This is a genomic window from Rhodocytophaga rosea, assembly GCF_010119975.1.
GTDB lineage: Bacteria > Bacteroidota > Bacteroidia > Cytophagales > 172606-1 > Rhodocytophaga > Rhodocytophaga rosea.
In genome coordinates this window covers 6,798,220-6,817,527 of sequence record NZ_CP048222.1, presented here as the reverse complement: position 1 = coordinate 6,817,527, position 19,308 = coordinate 6,798,220, and the positions used below count along the sequence as shown (strand labels likewise).

Below are 19,308 nucleotides of genomic sequence, written 5' to 3'. Positions count from 1 at the left end.
GTTTAAAATCCATAAGATATTCTCTACTACAGTAAATTTTAAGAAGAAAACATCCGTTCATCCTTTAACAATACACTGACCCTGGTGCGAAAAACAACCACCAAATTCTTACTTTTTCTACTGGCAAGTATCCTGTTTATAGTTGTCTGCTACTTTTTTGCATATCCGCAGGTAATCCGCTGTGCTGCCATCCGGTTTACAGATTTTACAGAAATACAACCAGGAATTTACGCCAGTCCAGGCACGTCTGCCAGAGAGCAACAACAGTTAACCACACTTATTAAAACCTCTCAACAAAGACTGAAGGGATTCTGGGGGAACATAGAAAGCAAGCCGGTTATTATCTTTTGCCATACCCTGGAACTGTATCAGACATATGGAAGCCAGAATGGAAGTCCGGCAAATTACTTTGGTTCTCCGCTAGGTTTATTTGTAGTCATTAGTCCTGGTGGATTAGATATAGATGTGATCAGCCACGAAATGTGCCATGCCGAACTCACCGGAAGGCTTGGGTGGCTGACGATGAACATGGAAATTCCACAATGGTTTAATGAAGGACTGGCCCTGATGGTAGATTACCGTTTTCCGAATGCCAATGGGCAGGTTTCCTATCAGCTTTACCAGCAAAAGTGGAAGGAACTTACCTATGGCAGTAATTTTACGCTGAACTTAGATGAACTGGAAGAGATTGAACGATTTGTTCCCAAAGATGTGTATAGTCAGCAACTGGCCTACCTGCGGTCCGGCATGGAAGTGTCCAGATGGCTGGAAAAAGCACAGCGTATAGGTTTAGTACACTTAATTACTACTATTCAGTCTGGTGGAGATTTTGATGAATCTTATAAATCAATAGAAAATTCGCCACGCAAAGGAAGTAAATTCAACAAGAGTGAAGTCTATTCTACCGATAAATGACAAGAACAGAAAAACCAACATTCCGCCTTATTGTATATACAGCCAGAAGGAAAGGCAGATTGAATGTAAAAAGGTGCTAATAGAAAATTTTATTGATGTGGGCTTCTCTTGCAGATTGATAAGCTTGATATAAGCCAATAATATCAAGTGTTAGCTTTTCTGAAGCAGCTAGTTGCTTCCTGCGCTCTTTTAATTGTTTGCGACACCGAATTGAACAAATTTTCTTATTCCGGTGATAGCTTTTCATAGAAGTTCTGCAATAAGAACAGGTTGTAACAAAACCGGACTTTAGATTGGTATGGGATAGGCTAGTTTCCATAAAGCAAAAATACGCTCCTCTGCCGGGGATTCCTATCTAAATTGTATCCTAACCCTACACGCATTTGATAAGATTTTAATCTTACTAAAACTGATACCATATACAGGTTACCGATTGTATAATGTACCATTAAATTTTGTTGAATAACAGCACAATATTAGAGTAAAAACGGAATTAAATAAGAAACCGAATTGTTTTAAAAAGCGGTCTTTGCTCAGCGATAAACTACCATGAAAAATCTGATTATCCTTACTTTTTTTATATTTTCCCTACTTATGAGTTCCTGTGTAACCGTGATAGAACATGGCGGTTCCAGCGGTTGCCGGAGACCAAAAAACACAGAGCTATATAAACATCAAAAGCAGGTGGCCAAGGTGCGCCGGTAGAATATTATTACAAATTGCGGAATACAGGTGTATAATTCTATTTATATCTGCTGATAATCTGGATTCTTGAAAATAAGTCTTTACAGTTTTCCTTAAACCGTTTCATACTATCCCGGAACACATAATAAGGACTGATAATTAGAACGGACCCAAACACCAAGGCCATGGCTAAAGCCATAGTATTAGAAGCGAAGATATACATGGACAAAAACATGGCCATTAGCACATAAATGCTTGCAAATAAGCTAATTTTACTTTCCATATACCCATTCTTTAATACTTTCCTTTCTATCAGTCATCCCTCCGATTAGCAATCGGTTTATCTTCTGGTAACGCTGGTTGAGTAGTAAAATTTCATACTCCGGGTAAAAACCTCTCTTCCAGCCTTCATTCAAAACTGTAGTCAACTGCTGGTTACCAGTTTAGTGGCTAACAAAAAATAATGTTTTTTTATGAATGACGAATGCATAGATGCCGGGTTAACTTTTGATTGTTAATCACGTACATGCTATCAGTCAACTAAAACCAATACATAATCATGGAACAAGATAATCAGTTGCTCAAAGACTTTTCGGATGCAGAAAAAGGAGCTTACCTCAGTGCTATTGCCAGCATTGCAACGGCAGACAGAAAAGCGACAGAAGATGAAATAGAATTTCTGGAGGCCTTAGCCGACAGTGCAGACCTGCCTTCAGACCAGGAACAACTCGTGATGCAAGCCGCTAATGACCCTTCTAATACAAACCTGCAAAGCAACCTGGATATACTCAAAAATAGCCAGTTGCGTTTTTCGCTGCTAACCGATGTAATCAGCTTTGCCAAAGCCGATGGCGTATACACACCCGAAGAACAACAGAGGGTTCAGCAAATTGCCACTTACCTGAATATAGACCAGACTCAGTACAATGCCTTGAATCAGTTTGTAGATACGGCTGAAACAGCTCAGAAACAAGGCCAGGATGTATCGGGTCCTAACTTTTTAGAATCTTCAGGATTAAGCAATACAATGAGTAAGCTAGGCATTTCTCCAAGCTTTTTGAAGGGAGCTTTGGCAGTAATGGCCCCGATTCTAATTAGCCGGATGATGAATGGAGGAGGCAGAAGAGGTCGTGTAGGGGGTATTGGAATGGGTAGTACACCTTCCGGTGGATTACTAGGTGGTTTGTTAGGAGGTGTAGCTGGTAGTATGCTGGGTAAAACTTCAGCAGGCGGCATGTTAGGCGGTAGTGGTGGTGGATTACTGGGTAGTTCTACTGGCGTAGGCGGCATGCGTTCCGGCGGACTGGGTTCATTATTCTCTATATTTGGAGGTGGCAAAGGATATGGTAATTATGGTGGAATCGGGGGTGGACTTAGTTCAGTCTTAGGCGGATTGTTAGGCAGCCGCAGAGGCGGTGGGTTATTTCAGTAAGCATATTTAAATAGTGGCATTCTTAAGGTTAAATGAATAAACAAGTATTAAAACTTAATATTATTCATCTTCTTAATTTTAGTCACTTAAACTCATACAAACATAAAAAACGCAGGTATAAGACCTGCGTTTTTTATGTTTATTCCCGGTATGTAATTGAATGACAATGGGCTTGTATGGCATTTATACAAATATTTACAGGCACTACAAGTTAACTAGCACGGGCAGCTAGCTCAGGCAAACTGACCTTCTTTACCAGTATACTGGCACAAGCGCCTAACACGGCTACTATTGCAAACGCCCCTTGTAAACCTATCATCTGGGCAAGCATTCCAATGACAGGAGGTCCTATCAGAAAACCCATGTATCCCATGGATGAAACAGCTGCCAGTGATGAAGCAGCTGAGTTACCGTTCATCTTTCCAAGCGCTCCATATATAAAGGGCACAATGGTAGAGACACCAGCGCCAGCTAATAGAAAACCTACTGTTGCTGTTTGTACATATGGCAGCAGCACAGCTATTAATAATCCTATAAAGATTAACAGTCCGTTAAGTTGAATCATACGTTTAATTCCCGTTTTTGCCGCCAGCCAGTCACCCACAAAACGCCCGGCTGCCATCATATACATAAAAGCCAGATAACCGAGGCTGGAGAGTTCCTGTGGCGCTGCCACCACCTTCTGAAAATAAATGCCGCTCCAGTCGAACAGCGTGCCTTCGCACACCATTCCGCAAAACACAATTAAGCCCATTACCATCAGTTTTTTGTCTGGCCAGGAGAAGGCAAATCCTTCCCTTTGCTGCTTTTCATCCCCTTCCAGGGTGAATCGGTACGTTACTAAAATAGCTACAAAAGTAAGGGCTGTGATAAAACTAAAATGAATAAATGGAGATAACTGCAAAGCCAGACAAGCCATTCCAATGGCTGCACCCGAAAACCCGGCCAGGCTATTGAGCCCATGAAAAGAAGCCATAATAGGCCGGCCATAGATAGCTTCCAGGCTAACTGCTTGTGTATTCATGGCAATATTTGATAAGTTTCCGCATAAACCCAACGAGAACAGTACGCCCATTAATTGCCAGGGAGATTGCACCAACCCAATTACTGGTAAAACCGAAGCATACAAAATAGCAGTCACGATCAGCACTTGCCTGCTGCCAAACCGGTGGATGAGCCAGCTGGACAAAAGCAAACTCATAATCAGTCCTACTGGTAAAGCGAACAAAACCACCCCTAAAGCCGCATGGTCTAAAGAAAGTTGCTGCTGAACGGTGGGAATTCGGCTTGCCCAGGAAGAAAAACATAGCCCTTGCAGAAAGAAAAAAGTACCCACCGCTATTCGCATCAGCGAATGGGGTGAAGAAAGAATAATTCTGGATATCATTGTTTATAGAATGAAGTGTTAGGATTGATTTGCCTACCTATGATCCGCTACAAAAATTAGTTATGAAGCGCAGGCATGCACAAGAACCACCTGCCAGGTAGATTACCAGGCAAATGGGCAGGATGAGAATACATCCCAGGGTAACTAAAGAGAGTGCTTTATGAATTTGTGCCTATGCAATAATTACCCTGGCACCATAGGGTGAGAATGGATTCCCCTAGTTAAGTGGAGATTATTCTGCTATAGAATGGGAAATAAAAGGCTGCTAAAAAATCTGATACTTCGTAAATTATGAGCTCAGCAACAGCCTTTCTATCCCTGAAGGTTTAGGCGATAATTTTAATTTGCAAAATTTATATATCTGTCCATCTCAAAGGCAATTTTTGATTGGTACTCAGAAGATGGATAAGAAACCCCCAGCTGGTGAATTTTTCAGCAGGCTGTAGCTTGTACTACAATCGGCAACCAGGAGTTTTCAGGAAACAGTATTCCTGTTTAGGCTTTTCTTTTGAAAAGATCATTGAATGATTTGTAGGTCACTGAATCAATCAGCACTACAGAGCCAATAATAAAAATGATACTTACAATCGCTTCCATATTATTAAAAATGGTTAAAAATTAATTATTCGTTTTTCTATTTTTAGGTTCAGAGAATAGGGTTTCCGCACTAAATATTAAGTTTTAAGAATAGCTAACAGGAAATTAGTGTCTCTGTTAGCTTTTTTTCTTTTCCGTTTGACACTCACGCAAGAAGGCTCTTTTTTGAGCAGATGCAAAGACCACTTTCTAATCAGATGCAGATTGATGGGTCCTTTATCTTTCCTGACTTTAGCCTCATCTTCCCTAAAGGTAACATCTAGTTGCCAATGCAAGCCATTCTCTATCGCCCAATGGCCTCTTATGTAGCGGCTGTACAAGGCAGGGTCTGTATCTGTTAAACTGCTTATATAGAACAGGGTTTGTTCTTGCTTTTTGCCTGCTATAATGCGTTTTCTTTCTACCATGACTAAAGTATGTAAGTCCTGCCATTTTTCCTTTTCCTCTACCAAATCAATGCATTGAGCAATATATACCCTACGTTCTTCTCCTCTGCCATGGGCTTTATCTAGTTGCTGATTAAAAGCGAGAGCAGACTTATTGATTTGCATAAAATGGGCTACCTGCTCATAGAGTACACCTTGATTAGCCTTTAGGGCAATCACATAATGGGCTTGCTTATCCCTGATCTTTTCTACAATTGCCTGCTGACAAGCAATAGCATCTATAGTAATGATACTACCTTTGCAATCAAGGGTATCTAATAAAGCAGGAATAGTTGTAATCTCATTACTCTTGGCTTCTACGGCTACTTGTCCAAAGCTTAAGCTATGTTCCTCTACCCATACATTGACCATACGAACCAAAGCATGCTTTTTGCCTGCAGGTATAGTACCTCTCAATTCTTTGCCATCTATACATACCTGCTTGCCTGCTAAGGAGAAGCCAGCTACACACGCTTTGAAGCATTGCTCCAAACTATGGCTATCCAGGTGTCTGATCACCCGATTTAAAGTGTCAGCAGAAGGTATACCATTAACAAAACTTAATCCTAGTTCTTGCTGCAGAAACGCTGTATTATCTTTGCCATAATCTGCTATCTCGTCAAAGTCATCACAATCGGCTATTACCCCACATAAAACTAAGCCTAAAATATCTGCTAATAGATGTAAGCAGCGGCCTTGCACCCGAAAATCAGCTACTTTGTTTAGTATCTTTTTAAGTTCCATGCACAAAGTTAGCCCCTCTTTCCTTTTTCTCTATCTTTGGTGCGGAAACCCTATTCAGAGAAAGAATTTTGCCCTCTCCTTTATAATACTGTTATATTATTTCTGACCGGTAGGATCTTTTTTTGCTCAACACTTCAAAAGATACCTGCGAGAGGCCGGTCCATTGCAGGTTATATATCAGATTGAAAGTGCCTGTCTGGTGAATCTGTTCTGTAAATAGCAACTCCCCCGACTGATCATAAATGCTTAGAATGGCATCATCTGTTTTCCTGTTGAATTTTACCTCGTAGCGGTTTTCATCCAGCCGTTCTACCTCTACATTGGTTGCAGGCAACAAAGTATCCTGTTGTAGTATATGGCGCCTATAACTAGTGGGGAATAAAAACAAGGCTTGAGAAGAGCCAGTAAAGTTGTATGGATATAGCCGCGAACCCTCTCTGACCATTTCATCCACTATCTTTACCTGTCCTTCCAGACTGGCTAATATGGTTTGCCCAATCCATGTTTTTACTTGATGGCATTTCTTCGCTACAGTTTGATAAATGGTTTGTACTTCCGGACTATAATTTGTATCCGTTTCGGTTTCGCCCCAGGGAGCCGTACTACCAGTTAAAGTTTGCAGATCGCTATCTATATGTTGATGTATCGTTTTCATGTTAATTTCCAGTAAATAAATCTTCTATTGCAAATGGGAAAAATATAACTTCATCCATCACTACCTTATTACTTAAATTATAAATTACCCTTTTCCAATTCTTGAATTAACACGAAATTGGGAGAGAAAAAGTTCTCTTACAAATTGTACTATTCATAGCCATAAAATGAGATAAAAATTCTAAAAACATCAATATTAAACATAATTATAACATATATTCCAAAAAATTATAAGACATTATCTGATATGGCACTTTATAAAGAAAAATTGCTTTTTTGTACTTTAATGGCTTTACAATGGCAATCAACAGGATATTTTATATAATTACGCATTAAAAAAGTTATATATTTCTGGTTTAATAATTATTTAAAAAATTACATAAATAAAGCATTAAATTTTATAAGCCAGGATGGGATGATTTCAAGATAAAAGGTAAATGGATGGGCAATTTGAGGAGAATGTTAGGCATGTAATATTTATACAATACCATGCAGTTTTATAAGTCATTATCAATAAATTTGTCAAAAATTCATTAATAACAAATATTTATATAAAGCACAAACAGTCCATTTTAGAATAGTGAAGTTGTTTTTCAATGTTTTTTATTCATGATGTTATAAAATATATCACATGTAATAAATATTTAATAAATTTAACTTATGCAGATAACAAAATTTTCATACTACAGTCAAAAAAATCTCAGATAAGTCTTAGGATAAGCTCTTTTTTGCATTGCTTAAACGATTAAAAATGGCTTTTCGCCCATCTTAAGAGGAATAGCAAGACAACATTTATCCGGAAAAAGGAGGTATGCCAAACGCAGAAAAGGCCTTTGAACTATGAAAACGCAAGCCTGGAAAGAACTGATTAAAAATCTCCGTCTCCCAATGGTTTTTCTTTCTTTTTAGCCTGGTGTAAGCGGTAATTTAAAGTGAGGTTGATCTGGCGCAATCGCCCTTGTGAGTTCCCTTCAGTGTAAAAGTTCTCTCCCTTGGTAATTGTCCGGAAACGACGGGAATTAAACACATCAATTACATTAAGGGTGAGGGTGCCCTTGCCTTTAAAAATATCTTTGCTTGCTGCTAAATCCAGGGTAGCAATAGCTTTGCGTTTGCCTTGCGGTGTGAGTTGAGGCGCTTCATAATTACCTCTGGCCTGAAAATCAGTGCCTTTCCAGAAAGTAAAACGGGAATTCAACCTGGAAAACCAGCTATAGGTATCGCTCTGAAAAGAGTCATCCAGGTTTCCACCATCTGTAATGGCCCGAAAAAAGTTTACACTGCCATCCATTTTCCACCAGTTGAAGGGATTATAAGAGCTGGTGATCTCAGCCCCAAATGAATTTTCAGTGGCCAGGTTCTCAGGCAAGGTGGTAGAAAAACCGGTTTCCGGATTTACCCGTCGGATGCGGATGATTTTGCCGGTGGTATAACGGTAATACAAAGAAGTGGTGATAGAACCTTTTTCTAAGTATTTAATATGGCCGATTTCATAGGAATCTGAAAACTCAGGGTTTAGGTCAGGATTACCGCTAAAGAAATTCCGCCGGTCACTAAAGGTCATAAAGGGGCTCAGATCGTTGTACTGCGGACGGCGAACCCGGCGGCTGTAGCTCAGCTGCAAGGCATGTTGCTTAGGCAGATCGTAAGTGAGGTGTACACTGGGAAACAGATTTCTATAATCACGTGGATTCACTTCGTCCGTCTGTTTCAGGGTAGTTGTTACATCCGTCCATTCGGCCCGTAAACCCACTTGGTAAGAGAATTTACCGGTTTTATTGCCCAGAATTCCATACAAGGCATGAATATTTTCTTCATACAGGAAGTTATTGGTGAGGCTATCCAATGGGCGCCAGTTACCGCCTTCTATCTCTTCCGTCACCGAAAAGTTATTGGTCATATCCCGGGAACTGCTCCGTAAGCCTGCCTCCAGTTTTCCTTCCTTGCCAAAGGGATGCACATAATCTATTTGCAATAACAACTGCTTTTCTGTTTCATCATTCAGCGAGCGTTGCAAGAGATCAGCTACGCCGGAAGGACTTCCATCAGGCAGATAGGCTTTTTCAGTAAAATACTGATCTGATTTTTCCCAGTTATCCAAAAAGCGCAGATCAGCGGTTAGTTCATGGCCTTTGCGGCTGAAAGAACGCTTGTACGTCAGGGCGTATTCGGAGTTAGGTTCTGTTTCTGTTTCGTCCTGTGTCCGGTTTACAACCCCCTGCAGGTTATCAAGCGTTGAAATATAATCTCGGTACTGGATGTCGGAATACCGTTTTCCTTTGCTGATACGCCAGGTATAGGAACCAGTCAGAATATTTTTATCATTAAAATAATAATCAATACCGGCCCGGGCAGTATTGTACATGCCATTCAAGCGGCTGTTAAAAGTCTGGCGGCTAAGAAACGTACTATCATTGCGGTATAACTCCTGGTACAGGGAATTCCGTCCTGGGGTATTGCGGTAGGAGCCCGTATAATTTACAAAGAAGTTCAGATTCTTTTTGCGGTAATTGATACTGGCGGCCGCACCATAATTGGCCGGATGACCAGCGATCAGGTCGAAAGAACCATTAAATCCTTCCTTTCGCTCTTTTTTAAGTACAATATTAATGATCCCCGACATGCCTTCCGCTTCATAGCGGGCGGATGGATTGGTAATAATTTCTACCCGTTCGATCTGGCTGCCTTGCAATTGCTGTAAGCCACTTCCTCCGCGTATACTTACCAGTCCGGAAGGTTTGCCATCGATCAGAATCCGCACATTTCCACTCCCCCGCAAACTCACATTTCCTTCTACATCCACAGCCACCGAGGGTACATTCCGGAGAATATCCGTTGCGGTTCCGCCTGCATTGGCCAGGTCTTTGCCTACATTGAATACTTTTTTATCCAGAGCTAGTTCCATCTGACTCTTCTCTCCTTGCACTACTACTTCCTCCAGAGTTTTGGCACTATTTTTCAGCACCACCGTTCCCAGGTTTACTTCTTTATCCACCACCTTTATCCCAGTAATCTTCTTTTCCTCAAATGACAGGAATGTGATTTTGATATAATAGCTTCCTGGTTTGGCACTGATCTCAAACTTGCCATCATCGCCGGACACAGCTCCGGTCACCAGACTGGAATCTTTCACTACATACAAAGCCACGTTGGCATAGGAAACAGGATTTTTTTCCTCGTCATGTAAAGTCCCTTTAATTAAAAATGATGCATTGTTCTGAGCAAAAAGGCAAAAAGTTGTCAGAAGAAGAAAAGCAAGAGTAAAAAAGTATTTCATAAGCGAAGATTCAAACTCTCAAGTTGCAAAGATATTTTGAAGAGAATTTGAAGAATATTTAAAAATCACAATATACGAATGAAATAATTATAGTTATGCGACAGGAGGAAAATTTACCCTACATGCCGTAGCGCTATGCCTTATTATAATAAGATTATTTTCTGAATATGTACGTGTAGGCTTATAATACGGTTTGTGTAGCAATTATTGTCAGTTACATTCTATTTGGTTATAGTAACAAAAATATTTTCATCCAGATAAAAACCATCGCTTATATCTGTTATTTCCTCGATGGCTACTGCTACCCTTTGATCAGGCAACTGGGCTTGATTGCCAGCCCAACACGTATAAAACTCAATATCATGTTCATATTCTAAAGCTTCTTTCAAGTAACTAAGCAAGGCGTAAATACTCTCTATAGGTTCAACCCCAGGAGGCGCAAGTGGCGTAGCGTTGGGGTTATAATTAAAGCCGCAGGAACAGCCAGTATAAGATCCCAGATAGTAGACATGCTTTTTGGTAAAATGACCTTCTACTTCCTTTTCATCTTCCCTTACCGGGGTAACATAAAACGCACGGGAATAAGGGCCTTGTTCAATTAAAGGCAATGTTTGATTAGACCCAACATATACACAATAGCACATAGCATATTAGTTTTTATAATCTGTCAACTAACTACATACACCGACTCCAACCTCAGGCCTTCACCACAAAGTTATATCCACCTAATACAGCATTCGCTTCCTTTTCCTTTCTCATCTCAATCAGCAGGGCTTTATTAAAAATCCGGTCACGGCCATTTTTCGATTCATCTGGAAAGTAAAGCTGGGTCGTGAGCACAGATTTTCCCGGAGCTTGTACTTTTACATGGATATGACGGGTACGTCCGGTATAAATGCCTGGCACAATGGTTTCAAGCTGGAATTTTCCTTGCGCATCCGTATATTGATGGCCGCGGAGCGTATACCCCGAATTATCATAATTTCCGGCATCATCGCAATGCCACCAGTCGAGCAAGGCACGGGCTACCGGCTGGCAACGGGTATTGAGTACCTGTCCTTTAAGAACCAGCGTAGTGCCTGCCATTCCTTTCTCCAGCAGGATGCTGCGTTCAGGAGATTCAGTTTTAAAATACGGCCCTTCTGTTTGCGAGGGTGTAGGTTCATCGCCATCATCACAGGCGGGTGTAAGCGGCAATCGGGGTTCTTTCATGCGGGCTGGCAGGAAACCCAGAATGGGCAGCGCAGAAAGAAGAGAGAGAAATTGGCGGCGTTTCGTTTTCATGGTTTAAGGTACAATTTTTACAGGAGATTTGTGTCTGGTGCCCATCTAAAAATTGCGAATAAGTCAGATAGATTCCTTAAAATATCACCAGCGAATCTTTATCTTGTAATAATTTCAGATAAGTCGACAGTTTACTGGTTGAGCCATAAATAACCAAAACCCCTACCCCATGAGTGCAGTGATTAATTGTGTGGCATATGCCGGCGGACAACGGGAGCAGGCTGTAGATATTGCAGACATCTGCGAAGTACTTCAGCGGCCAGGCCGTTTTGTGTGGATTGGCCTGCACGAACCAGATGAAGATTTGCTCGAACAGGTACAAGCAGCCTTCGGATTGCATGACCTCGCCATAGAGGATGCCCACCGGGCTCACCAGCGTCCAAAAATTGAAGTATATGGGGAATCGCTGTTCATTGTATTGCGAACGGTACAGATGAATGGAAAAGAGAATAAAATTGAGTTTGGAGAAACACACTTTTTTGTGGGCCTGCATTATATTGTTACCGTCCGACATGGCTCTTCTCTGCCCTATACTGATGTGCGGATGCGCTGCGAATCTACTCCTCACCTTCTAAAGAAAGGTCCTGGTTTTGCCTTGTATGCCCTGATGGATGCCATTGTAGACCAGTATTTTCCGGTGGTAGATGCGCTGGAACATCAGTTACAAGCCTTGGAAGAAGTGATTTTCGGAGAAAGTTTCAGCCGTGAAACTACTGCCAGAATTTACGGGCTCAAACGGGAATTGCTGGAAGTAAAACGGGCTATCTCTCCTCTTATCGACATTTGTAACCGCCTCATGCGCTTTGACCTGGAAGTATTGCCGCCTGATACCAGGCCTTATTTCCGGGATGTATATGATCATACGATCCGCATCAATGAAATGGTAGACACCTTGCGGGAATTGCTCACTACTGCTCTGGAAGCTAATTTTTCACTCATTTCCATTACGCAAAATGAAGTAATGAAAACCCAGAATGAGGTTATGAAACGCTTTGGCGGCTGGGCGGCTATTTTTGCCATTCCTACCATGGTAGCTGGTATTTATGGCATGAATTTCCAGTGGATGCCGGAACTCAACTGGCGCTATGGCTATCCGGTGGTTTTGACACTTGCCTTTGGTTTGTGTCTGGGCTTGTATATCCATTTCAAACGTTCCGGCTGGTTTTAGATGATTGGATAATTGTCAATCCATGTACTATCAATATTTTGAGGCTTTAGTATGTTAACACGTATTTCATACAAGCACTTACCGAGTTGATGCAAATCCATTTTTTCTGATCATTCAAGCTACGCTGACCTGGTGTATGCTTATCAACATTTGCAATACGTAGCAAACCAGAACAGCGTATACGGGCATTGTTTCAAGCCATTGCTTTAGCATAAAATTAAAAAGGCGTTTTGCTGGATTTTCTACTATATTAAGATAATATTGAAATCTGGTAAGAAATCTATTAAACCTTTTGTGTATGCAGAACAGAGTATTTTTCTGGTCAATTGTGGTGGCACTGGGCGGATTCTTGTTTGGCTTTGATACCGCCGTAATTTCCGGAGCTGAAAAATCCATCCAGAAACTCTGGCAACTCAATGCGTTCGAGCACGGATTAGCTATTTCAAGCGCACTAATCGGCACCGTAGTTGGCGCTTTATTTGGTGGTATCCCTTCTGATAGTTTAGGTAGGAAGAAAACCTTGTTCTGGATCGCTATCTTATATCTGGTGTCAGCCATTGGCTCTGCCGTTGCCACCGACTGGATTGTTTTTATGGTATTCAGGCTGATCGGAGGCTTTGGGGTAGGTGCTTCGTCGGTTGCCGCTCCTTTGTATATTACCGAAATATCTCCGGCCCATTCCAGGGGAAAATTAGTAGCTCTTTTCCAGTTTAATGTGGTATTTGGTATCCTGGTTTCCTATTTGTCTAATTATTTACTGGCCGGAACCAGTGAGAACGACTGGCGCTGGATGCTGGGCGTAGAGGCTTTTCCGGCAATCGCCTTTATGATAGCCTTGTTTTTTGTTCCGGAAAGCCCCAGGTGGCTGATCCTCAAAAAGGGGCAAACTGAAAATGCCACAGCAACATTGAAAGCGGCTAATCCTCCCGGTACAGATGTGGACCAGATGGTGGCTGATATTATCAGTTCCGGAAAAACAACTTCGATCAGCCATCATGCTTCCTTGTTCTCTAAACAATACCGTACACCGGTGATGCTGGCAGTACTGTTTGCTGTGTTTAATCAGGTATCTGGTATCAATGCCATTATTTATTATGCGCCCCGGATCTTTGAAATGGCAGATTTAGAGAAAAGTTCTGCCTTGCTTTCTTCGGCTGGAATTGGTCTGGTAAACTTTATTTTCACGTTAATTGGCATGAATCTGATTGATAAGTATGGCCGCCGCACCCTTATGTTTGTAGGATCAGTAGGTTTAATCATCACACTGGGTCTGGTCGCCAGAGCTTTTTATGCCAACGATCTGGGAGGCATTGCTGTTCCGGTATATCTGTTTCTCTACATTGCCTTTTTTGCTTTCTCTCAGGGCGCTGTCATCTGGGTATTTATTTCTGAAATATTCCCTAATGAAGTACGGGCTTCCGGGCAGGCACTTGGCAGTTTTACCCATTGGTTTATGGCTACTGTGATTGCCTTTACATTTCCCTACCTGGCTGAAACGCTGGGTGGAGGCAATACCTTTCTGTTTTTCTGCCTGATGATGGTTTTGCAACTGTTATTTGTGTGGCGCATTATGCCCGAAACCAAAGGCACTTCTCTGGAAGAAATAGGTAAAAATGTAGTGGTGCATTGAAAAATTGAAGATGGGAGTCAGCAGCTGGAAAATAGAATGAGGCTAGTTTCTGTTTATAATTTCTACGCTAGTTTCTACTCTCCAATTTCAATCTTCCAACTTCTAACCTCCTAGAATATGAGCAAACAAATCATCTGTTTTGGAGAAACCCTTTTTGACATGCTGCCAGATGGAGCAATGCCAGGAGGAGCCCCTATGAATGTAGGTATTCACCTGACATATAACGGACTTTTGCCAGTTGTTATCAGCCGGGTTGGCAATGATGAACCTGGCAAACAATTGTTAACGTTTTTGCAGGAAAAAGGTATTTCCACCCAGTGGATACAAACAGATTCCAAGTACCAGACTGGCATTGTACAGGCCAATGTATCTGACAGAACGCATGTAACCTATGATATTGTAGCGCCAGTTGCCTGGGATTTTATAACTTATCAGGAAGAAGTTGCGGCTTTGGTGAAGCAGAGCGATGTATTTGTATTTGGTAGTCTGGCAGCCAGACATGCTGTTTCCCAGGAAACTTTATTAAAATATCTGGCAGTAGCTCCTTTTAAGGTGTTCGATGTAAACCTGCGGCCACCTCATTATACGCCCGAACGCACCCAGTTATTCCTGCAACAGGCCAACATTGTAAAGATGAACCACCTCGAACTGGCAGAAATTGTAAAATGGCATGGCAAACAGCTGCCGGAAAAACAAGCCATGGAATACCTTAAAACCCTGTTTAACTGGGAAACACTTATTGTAACCAGAGGCGAGAACGGTGCAGCTATTTTAAGCCGGGATGGCTATGCTGAACATGGCGGATTTGTAGTAAATGTAGAGGACACCATCGGAAGCGGAGATGCCTTTCTGGCAACCTACATAAGCAGTTATCTCCGGCACCAACCGGTAGCCGAAGCCCTGGAAAAAGCCTGTAAAATCGGGGCATTTGTTGCTACTCAAAAAGGTGCAACTCCCTTTTATATCCCTGAAGAGACAGAACTCAGGTAGGAATTTTCAGACATATATATTAGTCTTACTGAATTACCTAAATTCATCTTTATTACAACATCCTTTATTTATCATTTATCGCTTTGTTTTATTAGCAGAAATTATTTCTCATACCAGAAAGCTAATACCTTTGCAGGGATTCTGTTGATCCGCTGCCTATGACTTTTCTGATCAATCTGTACCGCAATGCCTATGGAGGCTTGTCTACACCGGCCTGGATGCTGGCCCTGGTCATGTTTATCAACAGAAGCGGCTCCATGGTGGTGCCTTTTCTGAGTGTGTATCTCACCGACTCTCTACATTTTACCGTAGAACAAGCCGGACTCATTCTTACTTCTTTTGGCATGGGAGCCATGTCTGGCTCTATATTAGGCGGATGGTTATCCGACCGGTTAAGCCCGTTTGTCGTGCAGGTGTTGAGCCTGAGCCTGGGAGGCTGTCTGTTTCTGGTGATGGCGCATGTTTCTACTTATTATTGGCTGCTGGGAGGTTTCTTCTTACTGAGTGTAGTTTCGGAGTGCCTCAGGCCTGCGAATGCTGCTTCTGTGGCCTTATATGCCAGGCCAGAGAATGTAACCCGTTCTTTTTCCTTAAACCGGATGGCACTCAACCTGGGATTTTCCATTGGCCCTGCTTTAGGCGGTATTCTGGCTTCTATTTCCTATTACTGGCTTTTTGTAGCTGATGGTTTTACTTGTATGGCAGCCGGCATTTTCTTCTTTTTCTATTTTGGTAAACTTCCCAGGCAAAAAAAGGTTTCAGTAGACAATGAATCGGCATTGCCAAAACAATCCGTTCATCAGGATACCGTCTTTTTGGTGTTCTTATTATTTGTTACCTGTTATGCACTTACCTTCTTTCAGTTTTTCTTTACACTTCCCTTATACTACCGGGAAGTGTATAAGTTATCGGAAATACAGATTGGATTGTTATTAGGATTTAATGGCCTGCTGGTTTTCCTGTTTGAAATGATCATTGTGCATCAGCTGGAAAATAAACCCTTTTTGTGGCGGCAAATTGTACTAGGTACCTTGCTCTGTGGAGTATCTTTTGTGCTGCTTACTCTATTTTCTTCCCCATTTATACTGATTATATCTATGGTATTGCTTACATTTTCAGAGATTTTCGCTATGCCTTTTATGGTGACATATACCGTAAACCGGGCAGGTACACACAACAGAGGCAGGTATCTGGGGTTTTATTCCCTGGCTTATGCAACCGCTTTTATTCTGGCACCCTATTTAGGTACCAAGGCAATCAGCCATCTGGGATATACTTTTCTATGGTGGGCAACAGGCATCTTATCTGCGCTGACAGCACTGGGCTTTTACCTGGTTCTGGCCAGAAAGAAGCAATTTGCCAATGCATAAGTATCGTTCTGAAAACAAGCACCGTTACTTTACATATAATAACCTAAACTTTATGTTGATTTGAAATGGAAAAAAATATAGCACAACAACGTTGGTACCGACTCATACCGATTGCTTTTATCACCTACAGTCTGGCTTACCTGGACAGGGCAAATTTTGGCTTTGGTGCAGCTAGTGGCATGGCCCAGGATTTAAATATTACGCCAGCTACCTCTTCCCTGCTCAGTTCCCTTTTCTTTCTGGGCTACTTTTTCTTTCAGATTCCAGGTGCCCATTATGCATCCAGGTACTCAGCCAAAAAGCTCATCTTCTGGTCATTGATCTCCTGGGGTGCTTTAGCTACAGCTACAGGTCTGGTAAGTAATGTAAACGTGTTGATTGTGATCCGGTTTATGCTGGGTGTGGTTGAAAGTGCAGTAATGCCGGCTATGCTTATTTTACTCAGCAACTGGTTTACCAAAAAAGAACGTTCCAGGGCCAACACCTTTTTAATACTGGGTAATCCGGCTACTGTGCTCTGGATGTCAATTCTGTCAGGGTATTTGATAGAATCAGTTGGCTGGAGAGGAATGTTTATCTGGGAAGGATTACCGGCAGTGGTATGGGCGTTTTTCTGGTGGAGGCTGGTCGAAGATAAACCAAAAGAATCCCGGTGGTTGACAGAACCAGAAAAGCAGGCACTGGAACACAGCCTGCAGGAGGAGCAAAAAGGAATAAAGCCAGTAAAAAATTATGCCCAGGCTTTCAAATCCAGAACCGTAATTTTACTCAGCCTGCAGTATGCCTTGTGGAGCATAGGGGTATATGGATTTGTAATGTGGCTTCCTTCTATCATTAAATCAGCGCCGGATATGAGCATCGTTAAAACCGGCTGGTTAGCTTCTGTCCCGTATTTGTTTGCGATCATAGCCATGTTAACGGCTTCTTATTTTTCAGATAAAACCCTGAACAGAAAAGCATTTGTCTGGCCTTTTCTTCTGGTGGGTGCGGTTGCCTTTTATGGATCGTACCTGCTGGGTACTACCAGTTTCTATCTGTCCTTTATCCTGCTTGTGGTTGCAGGGAGTGCCATGTATGCCCCTTATGGGCCTTTTTTCGCTATTATTCCCGAACTTTTACCCCGCAATGTAGCAGGTGGCGCTATGGCTTTGATCAATAGTATGGGCGCACTTGGGTCCTTTATCGGATCATATCTGGTGGGTTATTTAAATAGTACGACCGGTGGATTTGGGGCCTCTTATATTTTTATGGCAACCTCTCTACTATTTTCAGCCCTTATTACAGCTATAGCTATTAAAAATCAGCCTGTTGCAGTTCCGGATACCCTGGCCAGGCAAAATGTGTAGGAGCGAATTTATATCTTACCTTTTTCCATTTCTAGCATTTGCAGGAGTCACCTAATACAAACTTTGGGTCAGCACCAACCATGCGCGGGTTTTATAGAGGGACGGATGCGAAAGCAGGACCTCTCCATCCCTGGAGGAGGAAGCATCTGCACAGACAGCATGACTTTCCAGACAGGCATTTTGTTTTTATAATATAATAGAGTTTAGATGAAAATCACGGCAACTACTCAATACATTATCTCCACTTCCGGCAGAGCCTCTTCCATCGAACGGTACCGGCGCTTACTTCAGGATATCCTGCAACTGGACATTGCCTATCTTCCTATTACTCCATATGCCGAAGACGGATTGATCAAACCTGAACATTTTGCACAAGCCATTAAAGGATTAGGTGCCATTGGGGGAGCCATTTCCAAAGACATTAAAGCGAAGATCATTCCCTATCTGGATTCCCTTGACCCTTTCGCTCAGCTGGTGGGTTCTGTAAACACAGTAATCCGGGATAAAGATATTCTGACCGGATACAATACCGATGCACATGGGTTTGAAACAGCCATAAGGGAGGGAATTTCTCAATCGCAACTGAAGATTAACACGGCTTTAATTTACGGCTATGGCGGGGTATTTAATGTAGCCTATCATGTGCTTACTTCCCTGGGAATTGAAGTTTTTCTTACTGGTAGGCGGCCGGAAGAAGTTGTTAAAAAGAATGCAGCATACCACCTAACGCCTTTTGATGGAACTCCGAAAGATCTGTTTGTGAATGCCACTCCTATTACTGACCAGCCGCTGGAACTGGCAACAGGATTTCTGGAAGCTGTACAGGGCAGTAAACTCGTATTTGACCATCAGATGCCCGGAAGTTATATGGCAGCGTATTGTAAAGAAAATAACATCGCTTATATCCCTGGGACAGCCATGTATTACCCGCAGATGTACCGGCAATGGGCATTATTTCTGAAAGATTACGTTTCTGCCAATCAAATTCCCAGTCTGATTACCCAAGCAGAAAAAGGATAGATTAGCTTATATATCTATATTTTGGAACATGCACCTAAGGGTATAGTCAGAAGTAGACTTATATTGTTATAATGAGAACATTTTTGACTTAAATTCCTAATACTGCCTTTAGGATGGCAAGCCAAAGGTAGCCAAGTGAGCTTATTTGCAACAACAGCTTAACTGCGGCTGGCTTCATGCAAACCGATAACAAATTTGAAGGCTACTATTGCCAAGTCAGCATATATCTAGATCTATGTAGAAGATTTTGTTAAAAGAGTTTAAAGAAAAATAACAGGTTCATGGATAGAGCCTCCGTTCATAGAGGTGCCAACGTCAAGCAAAAGATACAAGACTGATAAAAGCAAAACTTTTATTTTCAATTACTACCTGATTGCTGTTCAAA

At 41.9% G+C, this 19,308-nt stretch carries 15 protein-coding genes; 8 read left to right on the top strand and 7 right to left on the bottom strand.

Going from position 1 to position 19,308, the window contains the following annotated elements; translation table 11 throughout:
• The first annotated feature begins 84 nt into the window (after window positions 1–84).
• Complete coding sequence (locus tag GXP67_RS28130) at window positions 85–915, top strand: hypothetical protein (RefSeq protein WP_162446212.1); 831 nt, start codon at window positions 85–87, stop codon at window positions 913–915.
• A gap of 956 nt (window positions 916–1,871) precedes the next feature.
• Here the strand turns inward: GXP67_RS28130 and GXP67_RS28125 are convergent.
• Complete coding sequence (locus tag GXP67_RS28125) at window positions 1,872–2,027, bottom strand: hypothetical protein (protein WP_162446211.1); 156 nt, start codon at window positions 2,025–2,027, stop codon at window positions 1,872–1,874.
• A gap of 131 nt (window positions 2,028–2,158) precedes the next feature.
• Between GXP67_RS28125 and GXP67_RS28120 the strand changes: the two genes are divergently transcribed.
• Window positions 2,159–3,031 (top strand): tellurite resistance TerB family protein, encoded by an 873-nt coding sequence (locus GXP67_RS28120; RefSeq protein WP_162446210.1) that lies wholly within the window; start codon window positions 2,159–2,161, stop codon window positions 3,029–3,031.
• A 211-nt stretch (window positions 3,032–3,242) separates the two neighbouring features.
• Here the strand turns inward: GXP67_RS28120 and GXP67_RS28115 are convergent, their stop codons facing one another.
• The 6 genes from GXP67_RS28115 to GXP67_RS28090 form a co-directional block, all read right to left on the bottom strand.
• A complete protein-coding gene (locus GXP67_RS28115; protein ID WP_162446209.1) occupies window positions 3,243–4,418 on the bottom strand; it encodes an MFS transporter in 1,176 nt (391 codons plus the stop codon).
• Between the two features lie 674 nt (window positions 4,419–5,092).
• On the bottom strand, window positions 5,093–6,184 hold the full coding sequence (locus tag GXP67_RS28110; RefSeq protein ID WP_162441340.1) for an ISAs1 family transposase: 1,092 nt from the start codon (window positions 6,182–6,184) through the stop codon (window positions 5,093–5,095).
• A 91-nt stretch (window positions 6,185–6,275) separates the two neighbouring features.
• Window positions 6,276–6,839, bottom strand: coding sequence for a hypothetical protein (locus tag GXP67_RS28105; RefSeq protein WP_162446208.1), 564 nt, complete (start codon window positions 6,837–6,839; stop codon window positions 6,276–6,278).
• 867 nt (window positions 6,840–7,706) lie between these two features.
• Window positions 7,707–10,115, bottom strand: a complete 2,409-nt coding sequence (locus tag GXP67_RS28100) for a TonB-dependent receptor (protein WP_162446207.1) — start codon at window positions 10,113–10,115, stop codon at window positions 7,707–7,709.
• A gap of 221 nt (window positions 10,116–10,336) precedes the next feature.
• Entirely contained in the window at window positions 10,337–10,759 is a 423-nt protein-coding gene (locus GXP67_RS28095; protein ID WP_162446206.1) for a hypothetical protein, read from the bottom strand.
• Between the two features lie 52 nt (window positions 10,760–10,811).
• Complete coding sequence (locus GXP67_RS28090; protein WP_162446205.1) at window positions 10,812–11,399, bottom strand: dioxygenase family protein; 588 nt, start codon at window positions 11,397–11,399, stop codon at window positions 10,812–10,814.
• A 169-nt stretch (window positions 11,400–11,568) separates the two neighbouring features.
• On the opposite strand from GXP67_RS28090, the gene corA reads away from it, so the two are divergent.
• The 6 genes from corA (at window position 11,569) to GXP67_RS28060 (ending at window position 18,923) form a co-directional block, all read left to right on the top strand.
• Entirely contained in the window at window positions 11,569–12,567 is a 999-nt protein-coding gene (gene corA / locus GXP67_RS28085; protein ID WP_162446204.1) for a magnesium/cobalt transporter CorA, read from the top strand.
• 298 nt (window positions 12,568–12,865) lie between these two features.
• Complete coding sequence (locus tag GXP67_RS28080) at window positions 12,866–14,197, top strand: sugar porter family MFS transporter (protein WP_394351947.1); 1,332 nt, start codon at window positions 12,866–12,868, stop codon at window positions 14,195–14,197.
• Between the two features lie 117 nt (window positions 14,198–14,314).
• Entirely contained in the window at window positions 14,315–15,187 is an 873-nt protein-coding gene (locus GXP67_RS28075; RefSeq protein WP_162446202.1) for a carbohydrate kinase family protein, read from the top strand.
• Window positions 15,188–15,345: 158 nt separating this feature from the next.
• A complete protein-coding gene (locus GXP67_RS28070; RefSeq protein WP_162446201.1) occupies window positions 15,346–16,557 on the top strand; it encodes an MFS transporter in 1,212 nt (403 codons plus the stop codon).
• Between the two features lie 65 nt (window positions 16,558–16,622).
• A complete protein-coding gene (locus tag GXP67_RS28065; protein WP_162446200.1) occupies window positions 16,623–17,903 on the top strand; it encodes an MFS transporter in 1,281 nt (426 codons plus the stop codon).
• Window positions 17,904–18,110: 207 nt separating this feature from the next.
• A complete protein-coding gene (locus GXP67_RS28060) occupies window positions 18,111–18,923 on the top strand; it encodes a shikimate dehydrogenase (RefSeq protein ID WP_162446199.1) in 813 nt (270 codons plus the stop codon).
• The last annotated feature ends 385 nt before the right edge of the window (window positions 18,924–19,308 follow it).

Bases quoted from the DNA above. Each gene is read 5' to 3' on its own strand.
- GXP67_RS28110 (WP_162441340.1), bottom strand. From the start codon at position 6,184: ATGGAACTTAAAAAGATACTAAACAAAGTAGCTGATTTTCGGGTGCAA.
- GXP67_RS28070 (WP_162446201.1), top strand. From the start codon at position 15,346: ATGACTTTTCTGATCAATCTGTACCGCAATGCCTATGGAGGCTTGTCT.
- GXP67_RS28075 (WP_162446202.1), top strand. From the start codon at position 14,315: ATGAGCAAACAAATCATCTGTTTTGGAGAAACCCTTTTTGACATGCTG.
- GXP67_RS28080 (WP_394351947.1), top strand. From the start codon at position 12,866: ATGCAGAACAGAGTATTTTTCTGGTCAATTGTGGTGGCACTGGGCGGA.
- GXP67_RS28065 (WP_162446200.1), top strand. From the start codon at position 16,623: ATGGAAAAAAATATAGCACAACAACGTTGGTACCGACTCATACCGATT.
- GXP67_RS28115 (WP_162446209.1), bottom strand. From the start codon at position 4,418: ATGATATCCAGAATTATTCTTTCTTCACCCCATTCGCTGATGCGAATA.
- GXP67_RS28095 (WP_162446206.1), bottom strand. From the start codon at position 10,759: ATGTGCTATTGTGTATATGTTGGGTCTAATCAAACATTGCCTTTAATT.
- GXP67_RS28090 (WP_162446205.1), bottom strand. From the start codon at position 11,399: ATGAAAACGAAACGCCGCCAATTTCTCTCTCTTCTTTCTGCGCTGCCC.
- GXP67_RS28120 (WP_162446210.1), top strand. From the start codon at position 2,159: ATGGAACAAGATAATCAGTTGCTCAAAGACTTTTCGGATGCAGAAAAA.
- GXP67_RS28060 (WP_162446199.1), top strand. From the start codon at position 18,111: ATGAAAATCACGGCAACTACTCAATACATTATCTCCACTTCCGGCAGA.
- corA (WP_162446204.1), top strand. From the start codon at position 11,569: ATGAGTGCAGTGATTAATTGTGTGGCATATGCCGGCGGACAACGGGAG.
- GXP67_RS28105 (WP_162446208.1), bottom strand. From the start codon at position 6,839: ATGAAAACGATACATCAACATATAGATAGCGATCTGCAAACTTTAACT.
- GXP67_RS28100 (WP_162446207.1), bottom strand. From the start codon at position 10,115: ATGAAATACTTTTTTACTCTTGCTTTTCTTCTTCTGACAACTTTTTGC.